General features: G+C 69.4%; 25 protein-coding genes and 1 pseudogene. 11 read left to right on the top strand and 15 right to left on the bottom strand.

Annotated elements, in window-relative coordinates:
- The first annotated feature begins 86 nt into the window (after positions 1-86).
- From merA to test1122_RS05710, 4 genes are all read left to right on the top strand, one after another.
- A complete protein-coding gene (gene merA / locus test1122_RS05725; protein WP_232268065.1) occupies positions 87-1511 on the top strand; it encodes a mercury(II) reductase in 1425 nt (474 codons plus the stop codon).
- 26 nt (positions 1512-1537) lie between these two features.
- On the top strand, positions 1538-1972 hold the full coding sequence (locus test1122_RS05720; protein ID WP_232271780.1) for a MerR family transcriptional regulator: 435 nt from the start codon (positions 1538-1540) through the stop codon (positions 1970-1972).
- Between the two features lie 79 nt (positions 1973-2051).
- Entirely contained in the window at positions 2052-2696 is a 645-nt protein-coding gene (merB, locus tag test1122_RS05715) for an organomercurial lyase MerB (protein ID WP_232268064.1), read from the top strand.
- Positions 2697-2946: 250 nt separating this feature from the next.
- The gene (locus test1122_RS05710) at positions 2947-4299 is read left to right on the top strand and encodes a dihydrolipoyl dehydrogenase family protein (protein ID WP_232268063.1); all 1353 of its coding nucleotides are present in this window, start codon (positions 2947-2949) and stop codon (positions 4297-4299) included.
- A gap of 236 nt (positions 4300-4535) precedes the next feature.
- Here the strand turns inward: test1122_RS05710 and test1122_RS05705 are convergent, their stop codons facing one another.
- Entirely contained in the window at positions 4536-4778 is a 243-nt protein-coding gene (locus tag test1122_RS05705; RefSeq protein ID WP_232268062.1) for a heavy-metal-associated domain-containing protein, read from the bottom strand.
- Between the two features lie 124 nt (positions 4779-4902).
- On the opposite strand from test1122_RS05705, the gene test1122_RS05700 reads away from it, so the two are divergent.
- Entirely contained in the window at positions 4903-5322 is a 420-nt protein-coding gene (locus test1122_RS05700) for a MerR family DNA-binding protein (RefSeq protein ID WP_232268061.1), read from the top strand.
- Between the two features lie 44 nt (positions 5323-5366).
- Here test1122_RS05700 and test1122_RS05695 read toward each other — a convergent pair whose 3' ends face one another.
- Together test1122_RS05695 and test1122_RS05690 are read right to left on the bottom strand one after the other, a co-directional pair.
- Positions 5367-5903 carry a hypothetical protein gene (locus test1122_RS05695; RefSeq protein ID WP_232268060.1) on the bottom strand — a complete coding sequence of 179 codons (537 nt, stop codon included), beginning with the start codon at positions 5901-5903 and terminating at the stop codon, positions 5367-5369.
- Complete coding sequence (locus test1122_RS05690) at positions 5900-6295, bottom strand: hypothetical protein (RefSeq protein ID WP_232268059.1); 396 nt, start codon at positions 6293-6295, stop codon at positions 5900-5902. Before test1122_RS05690 ends, test1122_RS05695 begins: the two co-directional genes overlap by 4 nt.
- A 260-nt stretch (positions 6296-6555) precedes the next feature.
- Here test1122_RS05690 and test1122_RS05685 point away from each other — a divergent pair.
- A pseudogene (locus test1122_RS05685) lies at positions 6556-6734 on the top strand (trehalase-like domain-containing protein); the annotation flags it as partial.
- A 12-nt stretch (positions 6735-6746) separates the two neighbouring features.
- On the opposite strand, the gene test1122_RS05680 reads toward test1122_RS05685, so the two are convergent.
- Entirely contained in the window at positions 6747-7484 is a 738-nt protein-coding gene (locus tag test1122_RS05680; protein ID WP_232268058.1) for a TVP38/TMEM64 family protein, read from the bottom strand.
- A 647-nt stretch (positions 7485-8131) separates the two neighbouring features.
- Between test1122_RS05680 and test1122_RS05675 the strand changes: the two genes are divergently transcribed.
- Positions 8132-8629, top strand: a complete 498-nt coding sequence (locus tag test1122_RS05675; RefSeq protein WP_232268057.1) for a heavy metal-responsive transcriptional regulator — start codon at positions 8132-8134, stop codon at positions 8627-8629.
- A gap of 328 nt (positions 8630-8957) precedes the next feature.
- On the opposite strand, the gene test1122_RS05670 is transcribed toward test1122_RS05675, so the two are convergent.
- Positions 8958-9218: a thioredoxin family protein gene (locus test1122_RS05670; protein ID WP_232268056.1), complete on the bottom strand. Its 261-nt coding sequence runs from the start codon at positions 9216-9218 to the stop codon at positions 8958-8960.
- A 471-nt stretch (positions 9219-9689) separates the two neighbouring features.
- Complete coding sequence (locus tag test1122_RS05665) at positions 9690-10028, bottom strand: four-helix bundle copper-binding protein (RefSeq protein ID WP_232268055.1); 339 nt, start codon at positions 10026-10028, stop codon at positions 9690-9692.
- Between the two features lie 346 nt (positions 10029-10374).
- Here test1122_RS05665 and test1122_RS05660 point away from each other — a divergent pair, with 346 nt between their 5' ends.
- From test1122_RS05660 to test1122_RS05645, 4 genes are all read left to right on the top strand, one after another.
- A complete protein-coding gene (locus tag test1122_RS05660; RefSeq protein ID WP_232268054.1) occupies positions 10375-12924 on the top strand; it encodes a heavy metal translocating P-type ATPase in 2550 nt (849 codons plus the stop codon).
- A complete protein-coding gene (locus test1122_RS05655; protein WP_232268053.1) occupies positions 12924-13538 on the top strand; it encodes a DUF7482 domain-containing protein in 615 nt (204 codons plus the stop codon). The genes test1122_RS05660 and test1122_RS05655 overlap by 1 nt, the downstream gene beginning before the upstream one ends.
- Before the next feature lie 62 nt (positions 13539-13600).
- Positions 13601-14065: a hypothetical protein gene (locus test1122_RS05650; RefSeq protein WP_232268052.1), complete on the top strand. Its 465-nt coding sequence runs from the start codon at positions 13601-13603 to the stop codon at positions 14063-14065.
- Positions 14066-14093: 28 nt separating this feature from the next.
- Positions 14094-14795 carry a CBS domain-containing protein gene (locus test1122_RS05645; RefSeq protein WP_232268051.1) on the top strand — a complete coding sequence of 234 codons (702 nt, stop codon included), beginning with the start codon at positions 14094-14096 and terminating at the stop codon, positions 14793-14795.
- A gap of 169 nt (positions 14796-14964) precedes the next feature.
- On the opposite strand, the gene test1122_RS05640 is transcribed toward test1122_RS05645, so the two are convergent.
- The 9 genes from test1122_RS05640 to test1122_RS05600 form a co-directional block, all read right to left on the bottom strand.
- Positions 14965-15306, bottom strand: coding sequence for a hypothetical protein (locus test1122_RS05640; RefSeq protein WP_232268050.1), 342 nt, complete (start codon positions 15304-15306; stop codon positions 14965-14967).
- A 271-nt stretch (positions 15307-15577) separates the two neighbouring features.
- The gene (locus test1122_RS05635) at positions 15578-16555 is read right to left on the bottom strand and encodes a hypothetical protein (RefSeq protein ID WP_232268049.1); all 978 of its coding nucleotides are present in this window, start codon (positions 16553-16555) and stop codon (positions 15578-15580) included.
- 803 nt (positions 16556-17358) lie between these two features.
- Positions 17359-18480 (bottom strand): ATP-grasp peptide maturase system methyltransferase, encoded by a 1122-nt coding sequence (gene tgmC / locus test1122_RS05630; protein WP_232268048.1) that lies wholly within the window; start codon positions 18478-18480, stop codon positions 17359-17361.
- Positions 18473-19432, bottom strand: a complete 960-nt coding sequence (gene tgmB / locus test1122_RS05625; protein WP_232268047.1) for an ATP-grasp ribosomal peptide maturase — start codon at positions 19430-19432, stop codon at positions 18473-18475. Before tgmB ends, tgmC begins: the two co-directional genes overlap by 8 nt.
- Before the next feature lie 12 nt (positions 19433-19444).
- Complete coding sequence (tgmA, locus tag test1122_RS05620) at positions 19445-19690, bottom strand: putative ATP-grasp-modified RiPP (protein ID WP_232268046.1); 246 nt, start codon at positions 19688-19690, stop codon at positions 19445-19447.
- Positions 19691-19993: 303 nt separating this feature from the next.
- Entirely contained in the window at positions 19994-20392 is a 399-nt protein-coding gene (locus tag test1122_RS05615; RefSeq protein WP_232268045.1) for a hypothetical protein, read from the bottom strand.
- Entirely contained in the window at positions 20392-20667 is a 276-nt protein-coding gene (locus test1122_RS05610) for a DUF7848 domain-containing protein (RefSeq protein WP_232268044.1), read from the bottom strand. The genes test1122_RS05615 and test1122_RS05610 overlap by 1 nt, the downstream gene beginning before the upstream one ends.
- Positions 20664-21188: a recombinase family protein gene (locus test1122_RS05605; protein WP_232268043.1), complete on the bottom strand. Its 525-nt coding sequence runs from the start codon at positions 21186-21188 to the stop codon at positions 20664-20666. Before test1122_RS05605 ends, test1122_RS05610 begins: the two co-directional genes overlap by 4 nt.
- 94 nt (positions 21189-21282) lie before the next feature.
- Positions 21283-22494, bottom strand: coding sequence for a helix-turn-helix domain-containing protein (locus tag test1122_RS05600; protein WP_232271779.1), 1212 nt, complete (start codon positions 22492-22494; stop codon positions 21283-21285).
- Positions 22495-22499 lie beyond the last annotated feature (5 nt).

Genomic DNA, 22499 nt, shown 5'->3' with positions numbered 1-22499 from the left:
TTCGGTAAGGCGAATAGAACACTCTGATCCGGCGTCCGGTCCGGGCGTCCGGTCCGCGTCGGCCCTCCTGCGGAGGAGACACCATCGTGAGCACTGCGAAGACGGAGTACGACCTGGCGGTCATGGGTTCGGGCGGGGCGGCGTTCGCCGCCGCGATCGCGGCTCGCGCCAAGGGCGCGACGGTGGTGATGGTGGAGCGCGGCACGGTCGGGGGGACGTGTGTGAACACCGGGTGCGTGCCGTCCAAGGCGCTGCTGGCCGCGGCCGAGGCCCGGCACGTCGCACTGGACCAGACGTTCCCCGGTATCCGCACCGATGCCGGGCCGGTGGACTTCCCCGCCCTCATCGGCGCCAAGACCGCCATGGTGGAGGAGATGCGGGCGGATAAGTACGTGGACCTGGCTGCCGAGTACGACTGGCCGATCCTGACCGGCACCGCCCGCTTCGCCGCTGGGCCGGTTCTTGAGGTTGCCCTGGAGGGCGGCGGCAGGACGACGATCGAGGCCGCGCACTACCTGATCGCAACAGGAACGGCCCCGTGGGCGCCGCCGGTTGACGGCCTCCAGGATGCTGGCTACCTCACCTCGACCACGGCCATGGAACTGGACCGTCTGCCGGAGTCCATCATCGTGGTGGGCGGAAACTACATCGGTCTTGAGCAGGGCCAGCTCTTTGCCCGGCTCGGGGCGAAGGTCACCGTCGTCGAGGCGCTGGACCGGCTCGCCCCCTTTGAGGAGCCCGAGGTGTCCGCCGCCCTCGAACAGGTTTTCCGCGACGAGGGAATCGGCGTGCACACCGCCGCCACCGTCACCTCGGTGCGCCGCGAGGCCGGCGGCTACAACGTCAGCGAGACTCGCGGCGGCGAGGTCTTCGAGTTGCGGGCCGAGCAGCTGCTGGTGGCCACCGGCCGCCGCCCGGTCACCGACGGCCTGGGCCTGGCGGCTGTCGGGGTCAAGACCGGGGAGCGCGGCGAGATCACGGTGGATGAGCACCTGCGCACCCACCACCCCCGGATCTGGGCTGCCGGGGACGTCACCGGGCATCCGCAGTTTGTGTACGTAGCCGGGGCGCACGGAGCCGTGGTCGCCGACAACGCGCTGGACGGTGCGGAGCGCACGCTGGACTACCACCACCTGCCCCGCGTCACCTTCACCGCACCGGCCATCGCCGCCGCCGGGCTCACCGACGCGGAGGCGGTCGAGCGGGGCATCAACTGCGACTGCCGGGTCCTGCCGCTGGAGTATGTGCCGCGGGCGCTGGTCAACCGGGACACCCGCGGTCTGATCAAGCTCGTCGCCGAGGAAGACACCGGACGCCTGCTCGGCGCGCACGTCATCGCCGAGGGAGCGGGCGATGTGATCGCCACCGCCGTCTACGCCCTCGCCAACAGGATGACCGTGCAACAGATGGCCGACCTGTGGTGCCCGTATCTGACCATGGCCGAAGGGCTGAAGCTGGCCGCCCAGACCTACACCCGCGATGTGGCCAAGCTGTCCTGCTGCGCCTCTTGAGAGGAGAGAGCGGATCAGTGGTGTTGATGAGAGGCGAGCAGCGGTTGCCGCTGATGACAGTTGGGGAGCTGTCCCGGCGAACCGGGGTTTCGATCAAGGTGCTGCGTCAGTACACAGACTGGGGCCTGATCTACACGGCCGGTCGCAGCGCGGCTAACTACCGCCTGTTCGACTCCGACGCATTGTGGTGCGTGCGGTGGATCGGCACGTTGCGGGGTCTTGGCCTGACCGTCGCCGAGGTCCGCGAGCTGACCACCGCCTACCTCGACGGCGCAGGGGAGTCGTTCGGCCGCAGTCTGGAAGAACTCCTGGGCCGCTCCCGGGAGCGGCTTACCCAGCGGATCGCCGCGCAGCAGCAGATGCTGCGGCGGATCGATGAATTTGAGGCCGAGCACCAGGCAGACCTGGCAGCGAGCGACGTGTGCTGGGCTGGCGATCCCCGCTGCGCGGCAGGGGCTTGACCCTCACCCCGGGGTCAGACCCTACGGTCCTGGCCATCGGACTCATCCCGCAAGGACCCAAGGAAGGAAAGGACCCGCTGTGGACGCCGACACGCAGAGGTTCGCCGCCCGCCTCACCGACTCGCTCACCAGCGCCCCCGGCCTGCAGATGTGGCTGGTGCGCCCGCTGCTGACGCTCCTCGCCGCCGGTGAGCCGGTCACGGTCGGACGGCTCGCTGCCCAGGCCGGTCGCACCGAGCAGCAGATTCGCCGGACGCTGGCCACCATGCCCGACACCGAGTACGACGAAGAGGGCCGCATCACCGGCTTCGGCCTGACGTTCAACCCCACCCCGCATCGCTACGAGACGAGCGGCCACACCTTCTACACCTGGTGCGCCCTGGACACGCTGGGTTTCCCGGCCGTCCTCGGGCACACCGCGCAGGTGACCTCCCCTTGCCGCGCCACCGGGGAGCCGGTGCGCCTGACCGTGACCCCCGACGGACCCGCCGACGTCGACCCGGCCACCGCCGTCGTCTCCCTCGTCGCCCCCGACGCGCCGACCTCGGTCCGTATCTCGTTCTGCGACCTCGTCCACTTCTTCAGCAGCGCCGACGCGGCCAAGGACTGGCTCGCAGACCACCCCGGTGCCCAGGTCCTGCCGGTCGCGGAAGCCTTCGACGTCGTCGGTCGGCCCGTCATCGAGCAGATCCTTGCCGACGACCCCCCTTCCGGGTGCTGCTGAGCACGTCTGCGGGAACCGGCCGGGACGGTGACCGACACCGCCCGGCCACGTCCCGCGGCGCCTGCGCGGGTGTTCTGTACGCCCATTTTCGGGTACCCGAGGGCCGCTTCCGGTAGCCGGTTGGCCGGTGCGATCTCGCCCGCCGAACGCTTGGGTTCCCTCGCCGAGCGGATCAACCCCGTAACCGGCGACCAGCTCGGCAGCACACCTCAGCAGCCGCTGGACCTCCTACCAGTTGAGGAGACGTGCGATGGAGCATTACGACGCTATTGTGATCGGCATGGGCCCCGGCGGTGAGGTCGCTGCCTCCCGCCTCCTTGACGCAGGGCTGCGCGTCGCCATCGTCGAGCGTGAGCTGATCGGTGGAGAGTGCGCCTACTGGGCCTGTATCCCGTCCAAGACCCTGCTGCGGCCCACCGAGGCCCGCGCCGAGGCCGACCGCGCCGCCGGACTCGCCCGGCCGGTACTGGACTGGCCGATGCTGCGGGACTACCGCGACTCCATGATCCGCCACCTCGATGACGCCGCTCAGGCCGAGGGATACCGCAAGCAGGGTGCCACCGTGATAAAGGGAGCCGCCCGGCTGGCCGGGACCGGCCGGATCGAGGTGGACGGCCAGCACCTGTCCGCCGACCACGTCATCCTCGCCACCGGCTCAACGTCCGTCCGTCCCCCGATCGACGGGCTTGATCAGGTGCCGGTGTGGACCAACCGGGAGGCCACCACCCTCACCGACATTCCCGGGCGGGCGTTGCTGATCGGCGGCAGTGCGGTTGGCGTGGAACTCGGCCAGTTCCTTGCCAGGATGGGCACCCGCGTCACACTGGTCCAGCGTGCGGACCGGCTGCTCGACCGGGAAGATCCCCGACTTGGTGAGATCGTCGCCGACCGCCTGGCCGCCGACGGCATCGACGTGCGGTTGAACACCCAGGCCCGCGCGGCCCGCCGCGAGAGCGGCGATACCGTGGTCCAGCTCGACGACGGCAGCAGCGTACGGACCGACGTGGTCATCCTCGGCGCCGGACGCCGCCCCCGCACCACCGACCTCGCCCTGGACACCGTCGGCGTGCAGCCCGGTGGGCGCGGCGAGTTGGCCGTTGACGAGCACTGCAAGCTCACCGACGGACTGTGGGCGCTCGGTGACGTCACCGGCAAGGCCCTGTTCACCCATGTTGCCAAGTACCAAGGCCGTATCGTCAGCGACGCCATCCTGGGTCGGCCCCGTGCGGCAGATTACACCGCCGTCCCCCGCGTGGTCTTCGCCGAACCCGAGATTGCCGCGGTCGGCCTGACCACCGCCCAGGCCCGGGAACGCGGCATCGACACCGTGAGCACCGAACTCGACGTTGCCGAGTCGATCGCCCGCCCCTGGACCTACGAAACCGACCCCCGCGGCACCCTCGCTCTGACGGCCGACCGCAGCCAGCGCACCGTGGTCGGTGCCTGGGCCATCGCCCCGCAGGCGGGGGAGTGGATCCACACCGCCGCCCTCGCCATCCGCCACCAGCTCCCTGTAGAGGCGCTCGCCGACACCATCGCTCAGTTCCCCACCTTCACCGAGGCATACGCGACAGCAGCCGGGCGCCTGCTCCGCGATCTGTGAACGGCATGGAGACGGGCTCTCATCTCCGGCGTTATCTGTATGGGATGACGGGGCGAGCGGCGCGGGTGGCAGGGAAGCAATAAGGCCTGTGCAGGAGTCGAGCATTCTGGCCTCAATTAGCCGTCCGCCAATATCGATTGTCGGTGCGACTCTTCGCGGAGACGCGCCGCCGCAGGGGCTGGTGGTTGTTCAGGCGGCCCACAACCCTCCCTCGGCCCCGATGCGGGTCTGGGTGGTCATGAGGCGCTCTGCTCACGGCCGGTGACCTGGTAGCCGGCCTGCTCGATGCGCTCGGCCAGCATGTCGGGCGTGACCTGACCAGGGTCGAAGGCCACCCGCACGTTACCGCTGCGGTGATCCGCGCTGGTCTCGCGCACTCCCTCCAGCCGGGACAGCACCTTGCCGATCCGCTCCTCGCACCCGGTGCAGGTCATCCCCTGCACGTGCAGCAGCAGGTCCTGCGTGCCTATCGCGCCCATCGCTCCTCCAATGGCCGGGAACAGCCCCTTAAAGGCTGCTCGTTCCTCGTGGTGCCACGACGCTAAAACCTTGCCCGAGGGGTAAGGTCAAGTGCGAAGGACGCACAGCGGAGGGAGGCGGCCTGTGGCAGGCGTGACCGTGGGAAAGGCAGCCGAGCTGGCCGGGGTGAGCCGCAAGGCCATCCGGCTCTGGGAAGCCAAGGGCCTGCTCCCGCAGGCCGATCGCACCGAGGCCGGCTACCGGCTCTTCGACCAAGCTGACCTGGAAGTGCTGCGCTTCGTCCGCCGGGCCAGGGCCCTCGGCCTGACCCTGGATGAGATCAACGACATCCTGGACCTGCAGCGCGGCGGCGCCCAGCCCTGCGGCCGGGTCACCCAGATGCTTGACGCCCACCTCGACCAGATCAACCGCACCCTGAGCGAGCTGCGCCAACTACGCCGCTCTCTGATCGCCGCCCGCCGCACCGCCGAGACGGCCCGCCGCTCGGGCGGCGACGCCGTGGTGTGCCAGATCATCGAAACCGGCCCCGCCTCTGGGCAGTGACGCTTTCGGTCTCCCCCGGGTGTCTTCGGTGTGGCCTGCAGGGGTCAGCGGTGTGTGGGCACCGGGCACAGCAGGGACAGTCCGGGGTGGTCGCGGATCTGCTGCACGCTGTGTGGGATCGGGGCAGCGAAGGCCAGCGCGATAACGACGACGGCGGCTGCGGCGGCCAGGACGGCAGCGGCAGACCATGGACGGCAGATCATGGCCAGGCCGTAGGCGGCCAGGGTAAGTACGAAGACGGCAAGCATCGTGTACAGGGGCGCGGGGATGAAGTGCAGGGTGATGTGGAAGGCGAAGAGGTCCATCCAGAGAACATGCAGCACCCCGAAACCGAGAAAGAGCAGATCCGGCAGCGCGCTGTAGATATGGCCGAGGAATCCGGATTCCCACGGTGAGGCCCGGCCGGGTCCGCTGCGGGAGGTGGCGATGCGGACGATAGTGAGGGCGGCCAGGCCCAGGGCGCCGCCGAACAGTCCGTGCAGCCAGAAATGGAACTGGGCGCCGTAGCGTGCGTAACCCACATACAGCACACCCTCGGTGGTCAGGACCAGTGTTGCGCTGATCCACGCCCGGCGGCTCATGGCAGCCCTTCGGTCAGGATGCTGATCTCCTGCTCGTGGTGGGCCAGTCCGGGGTCGAAGGTGCGGTAGCGCAGTTGGCCCTGCGCGTCGATGAGCGCGTAGCCGGGCCCGATCCGCCCGGTGTCGGTCATCAGCGCATAGCGCCGGGCCAGGCGTGCGTCGGTGGAGCGTACGACCTGCGCCTGTGGAAGTTCGGGCAGCGGGCAGTGGGTCTGACAGAAGACCACCACGGCAGCCCGGCCGGGCGCGAGGCCGAGTTCCTTCAGGCCGGGAGCGGGCTGGTCAAGGAAGAGCAGGTCGAGTTGCTGCAGGGCATGGTCCGGGTCATGGAGTTGATGCGCGTCGGACCGCACATAGCCCCATACGCCGCCGCCGGCCGCGAGAGCCGTCAACAGGAGCCCGGTCCACCGGCGCCCGTCCGGCCCAAACGTCCCACGCCACACGCCAATCATCTTCCCACCATTTGACGCCGGGGTATCGCGGGACACGAGGTGCCGCGCTCCGACACTTGGCGCACGCCACCGGCTCGTACGGCACCGGGGCCTGATGAGGTCCGGACCACGCCGACCGGCGCCTGCCGGGTCGCGTCCCGGGAGTGCTCGCGGCACCCTACGGGCAGAGGCCATCACGGAACCGTTGGAAAGAGGGCACCGTGCCAGGACACATCGAGGACTACGCGCTCATCGGCGATCCGAAGACGGCGGCGCTCATTGGCAAGGACGGCTCGATCGCCTGGCTGTGCCTGCCCGCTTCTACTCCGGGGCCTGCTTCGCCGTGCTGCTGGGCTGCGAGGAGAACGGCCACTGCGCCTTTCGGTGGCCGTTACTGCCGCCCACCGGGTCGTCACTGGTTGCCGGCTGCTGCGCTGACCTCTCTGTTACGGGACCGGATCAGCCGGACTGCCCACCAGCCGCCGGTGCTCAGGACCAGCAGCCCCGCCACCGCGATCCACAGCGGCATGGATCCCGGATCGCGCAGGGCGCCGCCGAGACCTGTGTAGAAGAGCGTGCCCGGCACGATCCCCAGCGCGGTGGCCGCCACAAAGGACCCAAAGCGGACACCGGCCGCCCCCGCCCCGTAGTTGACCGTGTTGAAGGGGACAAACGCCAGGCGCAGCACCAGTACGGCCACGAAGCCCTGGCGAGCCAGATGGGCGTCCAGTCGGGCCAGTCGACCCGATCCCGCGAACCGGGCCACCGCCGGGCGGCCCAGCCACCGCGCCAGGCTGAACGAGAGAGCCGCGCCCGCGGTCGCCCCCACCAGCACGGCCGTCGCACCCATCGGAAGACCGAACAGAACCCCGGCGGACGCGCCCAGCACCGATCCGGGCAGCAGCGCGGTGACCGCCAGCGCGTAGATCAGGGTGAAGACCAGCGGGCCCCAGACGCCGAGCGAGTCGACCCAGTCGCGGACCTCGACGAGGGACGGTCCGTCGCCCAGCGCCACCCAGCTGCCCAGGGCGGCCAGCACCGCTATGAGAACCAGCAGCTTGACCACCACCCCCCGGGCGGGCGCGCGGCTGTCCTCCCCCTCCGGCGACGGAGATGCGGAGGGCGGGGATGCGACTTCATGGCCGCTCATGTGTTCTCCCATGTGGTGGTTCCGGACGGGCACGTGTCCACGACACAGCGCAGCGACAGCTCCAGCCGTCGGCCGAGACGCGCCCCGTCGGTGAGGTCCCGCTTGGCCGCGTCCCTGCGCGCCGTCTGCGATGTCGTCCTCCGGAACCCGCGCGGGACCGAACCGCACCTGCACCGTGTGGTAGCCGGCGTAGGACAGGATCACGCTCTCGAGGCGTCGCAGGAGCTTGCCGAGGTTGTCCGTGCAACCGCCGCAGTGAAACCCGTTCACTGTGTATGCCTTCGTCGCAACGGCGGCCATCGGACCCTCCGGCTCTACCGGGCCCACGCTATGGCTTCCAGCTGCTGGAAGGTCAACCGGAACCAAGGATCCGGTTGGGGCCGAGGCGCTCGCAGCAGGTCTGCAGGCGCTCGGGATCATCGCAGGCCGCGAACCCGTTGGACAGCGTGGTCAAGCCGATGACCATTCTCTGCCGCTTCATCGACGCGGAGAGGGGCAATGAGCATTCCACCTTGGCGCTCCCCCGCGACGGCACCGAGTTCGGCTGACGCGACGGGCTCATTCGCGATGCCGACCTGGGAAGGACCTGCTCACTAAAGCGATCCCACCAGGGAAGCATTCCGGCCACCCGGAGGGTTGATATGTGTATGCGAATCGGTGAACTGGCCGCCCAGCTCGGAATCAACCCCAAGACCATCCGCTTCTACGAAGCCGCCGGTCTGCTGCCCGAGCCCGAGCGTACCCCGGCCGGCTACCGCATCTACGCCCCCGCCGACACCGAACGGCTCACCTTCATCAAGACCGCCCAGCGCCTGGGGCTGTCCCTGGACGACATCCGCCAGATCCTCACCTTCCGCGACAACGGTGAGCGCCCCTGCGGCCACGTCCGTCATCTCCTCGGCCGGCATGCCGCCGACATCCAGCGCCGTATCACCGAACTGGAGCAGCTGCGCGACCAGCTCCTCGACCTCGAAGCCCGTGCCCAGCACCTCGCCGACAACGATGCCGCCTATTGCGGCATCATCACTCACACCCCCGCTGCCCGTGACCAGGGCCACGATCTCGACCGTGACGGACATCAAAGACCTGATGGGAGGTCATGCTGCCGTCACGGCGACCAACGTGCGGACGAACGCGAGAAGTGAGCGTTACGCCCGCGGGCGGTCCCAGCCGCAGCGATCCTCAAGGAGTCGGAAAACCCCGCACCTCAGCCTCCAGACCGACGCAGGTTCCCTGACGGCCGTAAGGCCTCGATCGCGCCCAGGCGATACCGCTCCTGGCGCATCACGGGGAACCCGGCCTGCTGGACCACGTGCAGCGGACGGCACATCCGGTAGAAGGCGCCGAGCACACCCGCCCGGCCGCAGCACCCGGCATTGTCGGCTCCATGAACCTCCACCCTCCCGGGCCTTGAGCCACGCTCCTGGTGCGGGTCCGCGGCGGGCGGGCAGCCCGCCCGCCGCGGGCCTCCGGCTACGCGCGCTGGCCGATGCCTGCGGCGACCAGGGCTTCCCGGTTCGGGGCCCCGCCGGTGCAGCAGGAGGCCAGGGTGCCGTCGACCACGACGGCCGGAACCGTCGTAATGCCGTACTTTTCCGCCTTCTCGGCCCCGTCCTGCTGCAGGTTGTGGACCGTCACCTCGCAGTTGTCGCAGGCCAGCTCCTTGACCAGATGAACCGTGGGCTCGCACACCGGGCAGCCGGCAACGAAAACCTCAACATGGCGCTTTGCCATGATCATCACCTCCAGGCCCAGACCCTAGGGCTTCCAGTCGACTGGAAAGTCAAATCGCCCCTCCGGGGCGGGCTGGTCGAGGTGCTGCAGGGCACGAGCGGGATCGTGGAGCTGATGCGCGTCGGACCGCACAACGCCCCACACTCCCGCGTCGGCCGCAAGAGCCGTCAGGAGGAGTCCGGTCCACCGGCGCCCGTCCGGCCCCATCGCCTTACCGCACACACCCGTGACCTTCCGCGTGACACTGGGTCCTGATCTGTCACGAGCGACGCTAGAACCTGGACCGGGGGCAAGGTCCACCTCGGTGCGGCGCAGGAGTGAGGTGCCGTCTCTTCACCGGGCCGCGGTCGCGGTCGGTTCCCCGTTCGGTATGACGGGCGTCATGGCGGATGCCTCCGGCGTACGGCCGACCGGCGACGCCCGGACATGGCGCGCCCGGGCGTCGCCGGTCGGGCTGTTTGGGGGAGTGGCTCAGACGCCCGCCATCTGGCGGCAGGCCTGCGCGGCGCGGCGGCAGGCCTCTGCGCACTGGCGCATGGTCTGGTCCTCGTACCCTTCGCACTCGGCCGCGCAGGCGTCGCACAGCTCGGCGCAGGCCCGGCACAGGGCTTCATAGTTCGCGTCCCGTGCCAGGGACGGCAGGCAGGCCAGGCAGGCGTCCGCGCAGGACAGGCACAGCCGGATACAGGCGAGCAACTGCGGGTCGGCCTGCTGAGCGCACTGGTCGGCGCAGGCGTGGCAGGCGACCGCGCACTCGTCGCAGGCGTCGATGCACTCGCGGGTCCGCTGTGGGGCCAGGGCTGTGGCCATGGTGGATTCTCCTTATTCGGTGAAGCATTCGGTGAAGCGAGGACTTCCGTTCACTGTCGGCCCGCGGCTCCGTTCTCCGCCGGACCATTCACATCCGGTTACCCCGGTTGCCCGGTTCTTCACCTGGCTGGGGGCGGGACCCTCATGCCGGGCTTGACCTTGCCCTCGGGGCAAGGCGCTAGCTTTCGCAGCAGGTAAGGCATGTACAGGAAGAGGCCAGGCGCGGTATCCCGCGGTTGCCCCCTGGTCAGCCGGGTACCCGGTGCGCGGCTGCCTGGGCCGAAGGCCCCGTGACCGGAGGATGTTCCCGTCCGCGGGTGCGGTCATGGACGACAGGAGTGAAGCGATGACCGTTGACCAGGACAGGCAGCACGACAGCCGTGGTCAGGGCGGCGAGGCGGCGTTGCGGATGAAGATCGGCGGGATGTCCTGCTCGTTCTGCACCAACACGATCCGCCGTGCCTATGGGCGGATCGACGGTGTACACGAGGTCGGGGTGTCGCTGGCGCATGAGGAGGGGCTGGTCAAGTACGACCCCGGGAGGGTGTCGGAGGACCAGCTCAAGAAGGTGCTGGTCGATGTCGGCTACACGGTGCGGGACCCGGACAAGGTGCGCAGCTTCGAGGAGGAGGAGACGGAGCTGCGCCAGGTCCGTAACCGGCTGCTGGTGGCTGCGACGTTCACGCTGGTCAGCTTGGCACTGATGCTGTTCGACATGTGGCTGGGCTGGGTGTCGGTCCCGCTGCTGCCGTGGATCATGCTCACGCTGGCCCTGGAGACGATGTTCGTCACCGGCTGGTTCATCAAGAAGATGGCGTTCGCCTCGCTGCGCCGCGGCATCCTCAACCAGCACAACCTGCTGGAGTTCGCCGCCTTCGCCGGTCTGGCCGGCGGGTTCCTCGGCTTGTTCGTGAACGCGGACTTCCCGGCCGGGGAGTTCTTCGCGGTCGCCACCTTTGTGACGACCTATCACATCCTTTCCGACTACGCGTCCAAGGCGGTGCGTACCCGGTCTTCGCACGCGATCCGCAAGCTGCTGGAACTGCAACCCGACACCGCCCGCGTGATCCGCGACGGTCAGGAACTGGAGGTGCCCACCGACCAGGTGGAGGCCGGTGAGCTGGTACGGATCCGCCCGGGCGAGAGCGTGCCGGTGGACGGGGAGGTGGTCGAAGGCGCGTCCGCGGTCGACCAGTCCCTGGTCACCGGGGAGTCGATCCCGGAAGAGAAGGTCGCCGGGGACGAGTTGATCGGCGGGTCGGTCAACCAGACCGGCACCCTGGTGGTGCGGGTCAGCCGGGTCGGGGAGGAGTCGTTCCTCAAGCAGGTGGCACGGTCGATCGAGGAGGCCCGCGCGCTGCGGCCGGGGATCTTGCAGCTGGTCGATGTGGTGCTGAAGTACTTCGTCCCCGCAGTGCTGGTCTTCGCCGCCGCCGCGTTCGTGTTCTGGACGCTCGCTCCGCTGCTGTGGGGTCAGGGGCCGGACCTCTTCCGTGCCACGTTCGCCGCGCTGGCCGTGCTGGTCCTGGGCTACCCCTGCGCACTGGGGATGGCCACCCCGCTGGCGATGATCCGGGGCGGTGGTGAGGCCGCCCGGCGGGGGATCCTGATGCGCTCGGGTGAGGCGTTCCAGGTGATGCGGGAGCTGAGTGCGGTGGTACTGGACAAGACCGGCACCATCACCCGGGGCGAGCCGCGGGTGCGCGAGTTGGTCCCGGTCGGGGGCGGGGACGAGGCGGAACTGCTCCGCCTGGCGGCCGCGGTGGAGGCCCCCAGCGAGCATCCGCTGGCCCGCGCGGTCGAGGACGCCGCCGAGGAGCGCGGCCTTGACGTTCCGCGGGCTGAGCAGTTCACCTCGCACACCGGCCGCGGGGTCCAGGCCTCGGTGGACGGCGCCCGGGTGCTGGTCGGCAAGCCGGCCTTCCTGACCGAGCATGGCGTGGACACCGCCACCGCGGAGCAGGACCTGGCCCGGCTGGAGGAGGGCGGGCAGACCGTGGTGGCGGTCGCCCGCGACCAGACGCTGCTGGGCCTGATCGGGATCGCCGACACCGTCAAGGACGACGCGGCCCAGGCGGTGCGGCGCATGCGGGACGCCAACCTGGACCCGGTCATGATCACCGGGGACAACGAGCGTACCGCCCGCGCCGTCGCCACCGAGGTCGGCATCACACAGGTCCTCGCCCAGGTCATGCCCGAGGACAAGGCGGCACAGATCCGTCGGCTGCAGCGGGAGGAGGGCCGCCGGGTGGCCATGGTCGGCGACGGTATCAACGACGCCCCCGCCCTCACACAGGCCGACGTCGGCATCGCGATCGGCGCCGGCACCGATATCGCCATTGAATCCGCCGATATCGTGATCATGGGCGAGCGTCTCGGCGCGGTGGTGGACGCCTACCAGATCGGCACCCGCTCCTACACCAAGACCAAGCAGAACCTCGCGCTGGCCTTCGCCTTCAACGGCATCGGCGTACCGGCCGCCACCACCGGACTGGTGCACCCGGTGTGGGCGATGGTGGCCATGGTCGCCAGCGTCACCTCGGTGCTGGCCAACTCCTTCGCCGGCCGGCTACTGCGCCGCGCCGCCGAAGTCGGCAAGGCCCCGGCCGCAGCCGAGAAGCCCGCCCGGGCCGCTGAGGAAACCGAACGCGTGCTGCGTCTGAGCGTGGGCATGCACTGCGCCGGGTGCGCGGAGAACATCGGCCGGTCGCTGCCGCAGATCGAGGGCGTCAGATCAGCCGTGGCGGATCACGAACGCGGCACCGTCGAGATTGTCCACCTGCCGGGCAAAGTCTCCGAGGACGAGATCTGCGAGCACCTGCGAGAGCTCGGCTACGCGGTCACCGGCCACCGCGAACACGGGCTGATCAAACATGACCAGCGGGGTGAGGACTGATGTCACACGGGAGCTGGCTCAACACCCGCATGGACGGGCGCCCGGTCAAGGCCTGGATCGCCATAGCGGTCGCCATCGCCGTCGTAGTGCTCGGCTTCGGCGCCTGGTGGACCTACGGGCTGAACGGCGGCCCGGACATGCGAGAGGGCATGGACGGGGGCGGCGCGGTCGCCGACGCACCCCGGTTCCCTCCGGTGGCCGGACTCTACGACGGCGAACAGATCGCCTTCGCCCACACCGAGGCCTCCGATCCCCAGGTGGCCGAGATGCTCACCGACATGATGGATTCCCCCGTCCTGGTCGTGCCCGAGCTCGCGGACGCCCCCGACGCCACGCTCGGCACCGTCTACGTATTCACCAACGGGATCAAGCCGGACGGGCCGCGCGGACCGATGGGCTACCAGCCCGACGTATTCGACACCGCCCCCGGCGACAAGGGCTACACGCCCCTGCGCGAGGTGCACCTGGTCACCTGGAAAGACCCGGCACAGGCCCGGTTGCTCGACTCGGCCGGGAAGGTCGAGCAGGCCCGCTCCCAACGCGCCCTCCAGGTCAAGCAGACCGGGGCCGTGGTCAACATGCCCTTCCTGCAGTGGCCCGACGGCAAACGCTGACGAGCTGGACTCGAGACCAAGACACCCCGAACCACAGACAAGGAGACAAGGAGACAAACGCCATGAAAACCATGCGAGTAGGCGCTCTGGCCGCCGATATCGGCGTCGGGCTCGCGGCCGGAGCCGCCGGGACCGCGGCCATGACCCTGAGCAGCAGCCTGGAGATGAAGTTCCGCCGCCGCTCGGGCAGTTCCGCCCCGGCCCAGGCCGTCGGGAAAGTCCTCGGCGTCGAACCGCGCGGCGAGACCGAGCGGGTCCGGTTCGCCACCATGGCGCACTGGGGCTACGGCACCGCGTGGGGCGCCGTACGCGGTGTGCTGGCCTGGCTCCGCCTACCCCCACCGGCGGCCACGGCAGCCCACCTCGGCCTGGTCTGGAGCACCGAACTCATCATGCTGCCCGCACTGGGCGTCGCACCACCAGCAACCCAGTGGGGCCGCAGCGAGGTCGCCATCGACGCCTGGCACCACAGCGTCTACGCGGCCGCCACCAGCGCCGCCTACCAACTGCTCGACCACAACCGCTGACCACCCCCGCGAGAAGGAGCCCGAGGAAATGACGCACCGCATCACGGACCGCAACGAGGTCCGCAGACTGGTCAAGCACGAAGCCGCCCAACTCGTGGAGGTGCTGCCCCGCGGTGAGTACGAGCACGAGCACATCGCCGGCGCCGTCCACATCCCGCTGCGCGAACTCGACCGTCGCGCGAAGGCAGAGCTCGACCCCTCCAAACCCGTCATCGTCTACTGCAACGACTTCCTGTGCGACATGAGCCCCCGAGCCGCCCGGCGGCTTGACCACCTCGGGTTCGCACACGTCTATGACTACGTGCCCGGCAAGACCGACTGGATGGCCGCCGGGCTGCCCCGCGAAGGCCACTCCGCACAGACCCCGAACCCCGGCGACATCGCCCAACCGACCCCGCCGACCTGCCACTTCACCAGCCCCGCCGCCGAGGCCTACGAACGGATGCGGGCCGAGGACCACAACTTCTGCGTCGCCGTGGACGATGACACCGTCGTCACGGGCATGGTCTACCTCGGCGAACAGGGCGACGCCGACGGGAAGAGCGTCGAGCAGATCATGCGCCCCGGCCCCACCACCGTCCGCGCCAGCGAACCCCTTCAGCCCCTGCTCGGCCGCATGGAGAAGGCCCAGGTGGACGCCATCCTCGTCACCGACCCGGAAGGCCGGCTCCTCGGCCTGCTCGACCGCCACAAGGCAGCCGCCGCCCTCACACAGACACCAGCAGCATGAGATCCGCCCCGGCGAGGTCACGACCTCCCGATTGACCGGGCCGCTACCGGCCGTTGCGGCCCGCTGGCTCTGCCCTCCGAAGGTGAGGATCTCGTGGGACAGCCCTGCCGGAGTGCCTACCGGGTCATAGGCCTCGACTGGCTTCCGACGATGGTCTTCATTTCTTCTCTCATAGAACGATCATGAGCGCGATCGACGGCGCAAGGGTCATGAGCACACCGACCGGCCAGTACAGGCGCGGGTCGAGCTCCGTTCTGCGACGCACGGGGCGGTTGGCAAGCCACCAGACCAGAGCGAACAGCGTCAGCACCGGTACACCGATCAGCAGCCAAGGCAGCATGCCGTCGTTCTCCGTCGGCTCCCGCTGCGTCCAGCCGACGGCGGCGAGTGGCCAGTTCACCGCGAAGTACCACAACAGCCACACCGGAACCACACCGGGAATTCCCAGCAGCAGGTTCACGCCCACGGCTGCCAGCAACCACTTCCGCATGCGCCCAGTATTCACGCCCATGATCGGAGTCAATTGTTGCGCACAGCCGGTTGTAGTTCTCCAGCAGGTGTACAGGCCGATCAGCTCACGGCCGTACTGCTGGGCAGCGTCGCCGGTCCCTTTGTACCGGGCCAGCAGCGCCTGCCTGTCGGCCAGGCTGGCGGTCAGACTCGGCTTGGCGATCCCGAGCTGGTGCGCGGTGTCCGAGCCACCGGTGACCTGGGCTCGCGCCGCACGGCTCAGTGCGTAGCTCTCTTGCCCAGCTGGCCCACACCTGGGAGTGCCTGCCTGCCTATGTCTCCCTGGCGGCGGCTTGCATGGCGGCGCGCCAGCCGCGTCCTTGGCGGATGAGGTCAGCTGGTCCGCCGGAGCGGGTGACCGGCACATCCGGCGCGGTGGGGACGGGGCCGGGTTTCTCCGGTTTCCGCAGGTCCGGCTTTGCCCAGGCGGGCAGGGGCGGCAGGTACCGCAGCAGCCGTTGCCGTACAAACCCTCTGGGCGAGCGCACCCCTTCGGGCGGCAGCCCCTGCACCACCACGGCCCGGATGGTCTCCGGCCCTTCCCCGCGCAGCAGATAGTGCCCGGCGATCTGCGCGAGCTCCCGTGCGTCGTCCACCGACAGGGCCAGCTCCGGCGTGGTCCGCCGCAACCGGATCAACACGGCCTCAGCCCGCTCGGCATACGAAGCCAACGGCCCGGTCAGCGCGGACGGCCCGGCCTGCCTGTCCGGCTTGCCCTGCGGCGCTGGCTTTGGCGTGGGGACGGGGAGGGGGGTCTGGTCTACGTCTGTCTGTCGCCCCTCCAGGGGTCGCCGCCGGGCGGGCCGTGGAGCGGAGCAACCGGCGGCCGGTTTCGGCTGCCACTGAGCCGAGTTGAGGATCCGCACCCCCAGCCTCCGCGACTGCTCCGTGTCCTTGCCCAGCCGTACGGCCTCCTCGGCCGCCGCCCACCCGGCCTCCACCTCCGCCTTGGTCCGCAACGGCACCAGCGACACCATCCGCTGATCCCGAATCCGCCCCTCCCCGTTCTGCCGCTTCCGCGCATGCCAATGCCCATGCTCCCGCAACGACTTACGCGCCGCGTTGGTCTTCTCCTTACCCATCCCCAACCCCCTGGCGACCGCGTCGCTGTTCCGCCCGTTCCGGGGCGGCAGCTTCACCATCGCCTGCAGCAGCCGGAACCCGGCATCGGACAGCCCGACCTCATCGATCAGCGCTTCGGGGGTTTGGAGGAAGGGGGCGCGCGCAGGCGCGCTAACATCGCAGTGCATTGGCAGTGGGCCCTATCCACTCGTCGGTGTAGGCCCTTAGCGCGGTGCTGGTAACACTCGCTAAGGGCCGCTTCGTCACGGAAACGAAGCGAGATGTGACCTAGCGTACATCCAGAACGCGCAGGATCATCCAAGTTCCGCAGTCTCCATGGGCGTTGGACCCCTCTCTGTTGCCACTCGCCCAGCCGAACCAAGCCCGAGTATCACTCGCCATAGTGGTCCCTTTCACGGACCTTACGGCCTTGGGGGCGATAGCGGCGGTCACGGTCAAGCCCGCGACGTGAGAAGGGCCGTACGGGTTGGGTGAGTTGTGAGGCTTACCTGGCCCGTGCGGCCTGTTCCCATCCTGTCCTGTCCCAGTGTCTCCCGCGCACACTTCGGCGAGTTGCTCGAAGAACTCGTCCCAAAGTGGCAGGCCGCTCGCGAGTCGGCGCTTTACGAGCAGCGCGGTGGGGGCCGACGCCGGGCCGCCGGAGCGGGCCCCAAGCAGCGGATGTGTTCACCGACCGGCTCCTGGCCACCCTGGTGCACCTGCGGCTGGGGCTGCCGCACGCGGCGCTGGCCGAGCTGTACCGCTCCACCTCTCCGGTGCGATCCGCAAGGTCCGCCCGTTGCTGGCGGCGCGCGGCTTCGCCGTCCCCGACCGGCCGGGCCTGCGGCCGCGCACGTCCCCCAGCGCGGCGCTTTCGTCTCCGCCCCCAGACCATTCCGGCGCTGCGGGCGACGGCGCATAGCGAGGCGCCCCGCCCGTCTGCCACGGGGGAACGACGGACGGGCGCGGCAGCATGGGGTGTCAGCTCGGGTCACGCCCAGGTGAGGCGTTGCCCGTCGGGACCGACGTGCAGCCGCATGCGGTCGGCTGACGGCCGCCCGTCTGACTTCCACTGCGTGACACGTTCGGTGATCTGGTCCCAAAGGCGCGCCGTTCCGCCCTGCCGGACCATCCACCGCGCGTCGTCCTGGAAGACGACGGCCCACGCCTCGGCGTCCACGTCGATCAGGACATCCTCCGTCCGGCCGTCCCGTTCCAAGGTGAGCCGCTGCGCGCGTGGCGCGGCGAACTGTGCGACGAACCGGGCCGTCCAGTCGTCGAGTACGTCGGCGCCCAGTTCCGTGGGCGTCGCGTTGCCCTGGCTGAGGTTCGGCAGCATTCCGAGCGGGGGCGGGAGGTGGGGGCGGGCCAGCATGAACGAAACCTGTCCGCCGAGCACGGGGCCGCTGGCCGTGCCGTCGTCGGTGACTGTGAGCCGGACGAGTTCGGATGCGTGCATCCAGCCGCCGACCGTGAGCAGGACCTCGCCGCCGGGCCGGGTCTGCGCGAGCCAGTCGGCCGGCACGGTGTGTACGCCGCATGTGGCGATCACGCGGTCGTACGGGCTGCCCTCCTTGTAGCCCGCCAGGCCGTCACCGACCACGCGGGTGGGCCAGTAACCGGCGCCCGCGAGTGCCATTCCGGCACGGGCGGATACCTCGGCGTCGACCTCGACCGTGGTCACGTTGTCCTCGCCGACGACGTGGCAGAGCAGCGCGGTTGAGTAGCCCGTGCCCGTGCCGATCTCAAGGACGCGTGTCCCTTCGTTCGCGTGCAGGTCTTCGAGCATCCGCACGACCAGGCTTGGCAGGGTGGACGACGACGAGGGCGCGGCGGCGATGCGTCCCTCGACCTGGTCGGGGAAGACGCCCCCGGCCACCTGTGTCACGAGGGTGTCGTCTTCGTAGATCCGCGCGAGTCCTTCCGCGGAGTTCCCAGCCGCAGGCCGGTACCAGCCACCCTCGTCGTACTCGAACCAGCCGCGCGAGAGGAACGCCTCGCGGGGCACGGACATCACGGCCGCCTCCCATTCCTGACTGCGCAGGGTGCCGCTCTTGGACAGGCGCCGCGCGAGGTCAGCGCGTAGATGTTCCGATGGCAGGGGGTCAGTCATGATGGCTCGCTCCGTTCTCCAACATGTCTGCGATGGCGTGTGTGATCGGCAGTCCGGCCGCGCCTTCGAGCCACGCCCACTGGCCGTTGGGGTTGCACTCCAGAAACCACCATGCGCCGTCCGGCGTCACGGCGAAGTCGAAGGCGCCGAAGTTCAGCCCGAAGTCGGTGAGGAACCGCACCAGCGGCCCGCGTATCTCGTCCGGGCAGGTAACCGGCTCATATGAGAGAATCCGGTACTCGGCTCTCCAGTCCACGACCCCGGGCGGCGCGGTAATCCGGGCGCTGAACACCCGCTCGCCGACGACGACCGCCCGCACGTCCGCCACCTTGGGCACCTGGGCTTGGAACAGGTGCGCGCTGTGGCTCACCGCGCCGTCGATCTCGCCCGACTCGACCGGGGCGGCCCAGATTCCGGCGGGCTCGCCCTCGACGTCGTACGCCCCCGCGTGCAACGGCTTGTAGATCGTGGGCTGTTCGGCGCAGAACTGCTTGGCCTCCATCGGGTCGTTCGTGATGAGGGTGGCCGGGACTGTGAGCCCTACGTGGGTGGCCGCGTCCAACTGCGCGGGTTTGTATTCCGCCCGCGCGATGGCCTGCGGGTGGCTCAGGTACAGGCACCCCGGCAGCGCGCCCAGCACGCCGCCCAGGCCGCGCCGGTTCTCCTGAGCGGCGAACCGCGCCGCCTGCTCGCCGCCGTCTGTCGGGTAGGGGCTCGGGCGACGATGGTACAGCGCACGTACAGTGGACAGGTCGGCTGTACGCTCCCCGACCGTGAGCCGTCCGCTCCAACCGTCCGCCCCGGTACGGGCGGCGAGCACTGCGGCCGTCGGGTAGTCCCGCCCGGGGTCGAACCGGAGGACGGGCACCCGGCGCCGGTTCAACTCTGCGATGACCAGATCAGCGGTCGCGTCCTCGTACTGTGTGGAGACCAGCACCGGGCATCCGTCCATGGCGGCGCCTCCTCAGTCCTGCTCGGCGTCGTGGCCGGTGTCCGGGTCCACCTTGCCGTCCTTGCCAACCTGCGTGGGCGGGTAAGTGTTCACGCTCGAACCGTGCTTGCCGAGTTCGGCGGGCATCATCGCTCCGCCCTCGCCAATCCACCGACCAGTCTGCGTGGCCGGGTCAACGCCCGCGTACCGCCACGGCGAGGGGGAACCGTTACGCAGCGGAGCCATACGGCGCAGCCCCCACGGGGCCTGCGTGATCATCTCTCTACCTGCGCTCTGTGTCTGCAAGTCTCCTCCTTGGTCCTACGTATGTGTCTGTGGTGCGTGACCCCGCCCCGACTGGCGCTCGACCTGTCCAAGGGTTGCGGGCGGATGATCCGGCCGGGGCGGGGGTCTGGGGGTGGTGATCGCTCCCCTGCCGGGTTGGGTGTGGGAGAACCACCAACAGGTCGTCCCGGCAGGGGGCGGAGTCTTCACAGGTAGAGCTGCCGCTTACAGGTACGGCAGTAGGTCTTGCCGTCGCGCTTCTCGGTTCGCGGGTGCTCACACGTCTTGGCCTCGGCCTTAGTCATTGCGTGCTCCCGGCCGGTAGTGGTGCGGGGCGCGGTCGCGCTTGCGACGAGGCAGCCGGTGACGGCCCGACTCGCTCGCAGTCAGCGCGCGCGGCGGGGGAGTGTGCGCGGGCACGGTGAGCGTGGCGGATTGCGCGGCGCGGTCGGCGACCCCGTCCCGGTCGTGCGACTGGGCGCGTGCCATGTGGTCAAGCTCCGCGATGCACGGCCCGCAGGCGTACACGTCGCCCGTCGCGCCAGGGGTGTGCACGGAGCCGACCCACAGCACGCGTACGCCCTCGCGTCGGCAGTACAGCCAACAGGGCCCCGTCACCCATGGGTTACCGTCGTCGGTCTGCGCGACGAGCGGCCACGCATCGCACCACGGGCGCTCGACAGCGGGGGCGAACATCACGCCATGCCTCCGTTCGCGTGCACCAACTCGCTCAGTTCCGCCGAGGGCTGCATGATCGCGTAGTCGCCGAAGTTCCGGCGGTAGCGCCGATGCCCGGTCTCCTGTGTGTGCTTGCGCTGCCACTCCTCGACCGGTCCGGGGTCGCTGTACGTGCCGGACTGCGCGCCGCACTCGGCTTCGTCGCCGAACACGCAACGGGCCTCGTACTCCGGTTCTGCCGTCTGGTCCTGGTCGATGGTGAACGGGACGTAGCGGAATACGCTCCGGGTCACTGCGCCGCCCCCTTCTCGTTGACGGCCGCCGCCGACTCCCGTGCGATGCCTTGCTCGCTGTGCGCCGAGTCCTTGACGTGCAGGAATCCCCCTGCCTTCTCGATCTCGCGCGCGATCTCGTCGTACTCCTGTGGAACAGACGAGATCATTGAGCGCCACGCCGTGAGCATTGCCCCAGCCTCGCCGCTCTTGACGCGCTCGACGGCCTGCCCCAGCCCGACTCGCCCTTGCGGCGGCAGCAACCCCACGCGTTCCTCGATCACGTCCGTGATCTCCCACCCGAACGCCTCGGCGTACTCCGTGCACTCCCTGCGAGGGGCCGCGATGTTCGTGTGGGGGGTGCCGCACAGGTAGATCACGCAGCGAAACCGCTCGATCTTCGCTGCCTCGGCGAGTACGTCGGCCTCGCCCGGCGAGATACCCGCCGCCAAGTCTGCGAGTGCCTGACGCCGTATCAGTTCGCCCTCGGTTCGACGGACCCTACTCTGTCCCTGCCTCTGCCCGCTCTCGACGCTGACCATGCATCAAGCGTGCCCGGGTGATCACGCACGGTGAAGTGATGAGGCGTAGGACCGGGCGAGGTCGCCCGGCCTCAACTCGTACGCTCCGTAGGACTCACGCGATCAAGGGCACGCCGATGAGTTCGCTGATATTCCGCACGCGCGCCGTGGACACCTTCGCAAGACGCTTCCCAATAACACCGGGCAACGCCTGATGCTTGACCCACTCCGGTGCGTCGAGCCCTACCTCAATCAGTGTGTCCCCCGCCTGGTCATAAAGGCCGGCCGCGCACTGCGCCAGGGCAACGTCGAGCTTGTAGCGGTTGCGGGCCACCTTGGACATGGACTTGGGGAGCTTCTTCATGTCGGGCTGACTGGCGAGCTTGAGCGCGCGCCCGTAATTCTTCAGCGCAACGTGGATTCCGACTGCCTCGGTCTTCGCTGCCGTTGGGCCAAAGCTGGTCCCGAACAGCTTCTCATCCCGGCCGAGCCTCGCCGCCGCGGCGTGCGCCTGAGAGATGTAGTCGTCGGCCGCGCTCTCGTCCTCGCGCCTCGACGCCGCCACGGCCGCGGAGATCATCAGGCGCCCGTACGCGAGCAGTTGTGGGCGAGACCCGTTGCTGAACGACGGCTCGATCGCCAGTGCCGCTCGCTCGGCCACGGCCACGGCGCGGGGCAATTTGGCGCCGCGCAGGTAGACCCATGACAGCGTGGACTCAAGTAGTGCCGTCATCACAGGGTCGTCAACGTCCTTCGCAAGGTACTTCGCCGACGTGAGCGCGCTCAACGCAAGGTCACGTTGCCCGAATCCGTTCGAGCACGACGCGGCCACGCGGTACGTGCTCGCCAGGATCGATCCCAACTGCTCACGCTCGCTGCCGGTGGCACTGGCGTACCTGACCTGCCCTTCCATGAGGACCTTCGAGGCGTAGCTACTCACCGTCGCCGTGTCGCTCGCCCAGTAGGCATCCCACGCACGGTCGCGGGCCTCGCCCAGTTCCCCGACGGTGCTCGGGTCGTCGATGCCTTCCCACTCGCCGAGGGCGCTCTCGTGCACAGCGTCGGAGAGTCGGCGCAGCGCGGCGCGGTCGCCCTGGTCCATTCCCCGGCGCGGTGCCTGCTGGCCCAGGATCACGGATACGTCTGTGTTCAGCGCATGGGCGAGCTTGAGCAGCGAACCGACGGACAAATCGCCGCGGTCCTGCTCGGCTTTCTGCACCAGGGCGAGGGACAACCCTGCGGCATCGGCAAGCCCCTGCTGTGTCAGATCGGAGCCCCGTAGGTGCTTGATGCGCTTGCCGTTCGTAAGGTCTGCCCAGTTGCTCACGATCA

It is taken from the genome of Streptomyces gobiensis, assembly GCF_021216675.1.
GTDB classification, from domain to species: domain Bacteria; phylum Actinomycetota; class Actinomycetes; order Streptomycetales; family Streptomycetaceae; genus Streptomyces; species Streptomyces gobiensis.
This window is presented reverse-complemented; position numbering and strand designations above follow the sequence as displayed.

What these genes read in the sequence shown, in the direction of transcription:
- test1122_RS05720 (WP_232271780.1), top strand. Translation starts at nt 1,538, where the DNA reads ATGAGAGGCGAGCAGCGGTTGCCGCTGATGACAGTTGGGGAGCTGTCC.
- test1122_RS05710 (WP_232268063.1), top strand. Translation starts at nt 2,947, where the DNA reads ATGGAGCATTACGACGCTATTGTGATCGGCATGGGCCCCGGCGGTGAG.
- test1122_RS05705 (WP_232268062.1), bottom strand. Translation starts at nt 4,778, where the DNA reads ATGGGCGCGATAGGCACGCAGGACCTGCTGCTGCACGTGCAGGGGATG.
- test1122_RS05695 (WP_232268060.1), bottom strand. Translation starts at nt 5,903, where the DNA reads ATGAGCCGCCGGGCGTGGATCAGCGCAACACTGGTCCTGACCACCGAG.
- test1122_RS05680 (WP_232268058.1), bottom strand. Translation starts at nt 7,484, where the DNA reads ATGAGCGGCCATGAAGTCGCATCCCCGCCCTCCGCATCTCCGTCGCCG.
- test1122_RS05675 (WP_232268057.1), top strand. Translation starts at nt 8,132, where the DNA reads ATGCGAATCGGTGAACTGGCCGCCCAGCTCGGAATCAACCCCAAGACC.
- test1122_RS05670 (WP_232268056.1), bottom strand. Translation starts at nt 9,218, where the DNA reads ATGGCAAAGCGCCATGTTGAGGTTTTCGTTGCCGGCTGCCCGGTGTGC.
- test1122_RS05665 (WP_232268055.1), bottom strand. Translation starts at nt 10,028, where the DNA reads ATGGCCACAGCCCTGGCCCCACAGCGGACCCGCGAGTGCATCGACGCC.
- test1122_RS05660 (WP_232268054.1), top strand. Translation starts at nt 10,375, where the DNA reads ATGACCGTTGACCAGGACAGGCAGCACGACAGCCGTGGTCAGGGCGGC.
- test1122_RS05655 (WP_232268053.1), top strand. Translation starts at nt 12,924, where the DNA reads ATGTCACACGGGAGCTGGCTCAACACCCGCATGGACGGGCGCCCGGTC.
- test1122_RS05650 (WP_232268052.1), top strand. Translation starts at nt 13,601, where the DNA reads ATGAAAACCATGCGAGTAGGCGCTCTGGCCGCCGATATCGGCGTCGGG.
- test1122_RS05645 (WP_232268051.1), top strand. Translation starts at nt 14,094, where the DNA reads ATGACGCACCGCATCACGGACCGCAACGAGGTCCGCAGACTGGTCAAG.
- test1122_RS05640 (WP_232268050.1), bottom strand. Translation starts at nt 15,306, where the DNA reads ATGGGCGTGAATACTGGGCGCATGCGGAAGTGGTTGCTGGCAGCCGTG.
- test1122_RS05635 (WP_232268049.1), bottom strand. Translation starts at nt 16,555, where the DNA reads ATGCACTGCGATGTTAGCGCGCCTGCGCGCGCCCCCTTCCTCCAAACC.
- tgmC (WP_232268048.1), bottom strand. Translation starts at nt 18,480, where the DNA reads ATGACTGACCCCCTGCCATCGGAACATCTACGCGCTGACCTCGCGCGG.
- tgmB (WP_232268047.1), bottom strand. Translation starts at nt 19,432, where the DNA reads ATGGACGGATGCCCGGTGCTGGTCTCCACACAGTACGAGGACGCGACC.
- tgmA (WP_232268046.1), bottom strand. Translation starts at nt 19,690, where the DNA reads ATGATCACGCAGGCCCCGTGGGGGCTGCGCCGTATGGCTCCGCTGCGT.
- test1122_RS05615 (WP_232268045.1), bottom strand. Translation starts at nt 20,392, where the DNA reads ATGTTCGCCCCCGCTGTCGAGCGCCCGTGGTGCGATGCGTGGCCGCTC.
- test1122_RS05605 (WP_232268043.1), bottom strand. Translation starts at nt 21,188, where the DNA reads ATGGTCAGCGTCGAGAGCGGGCAGAGGCAGGGACAGAGTAGGGTCCGT.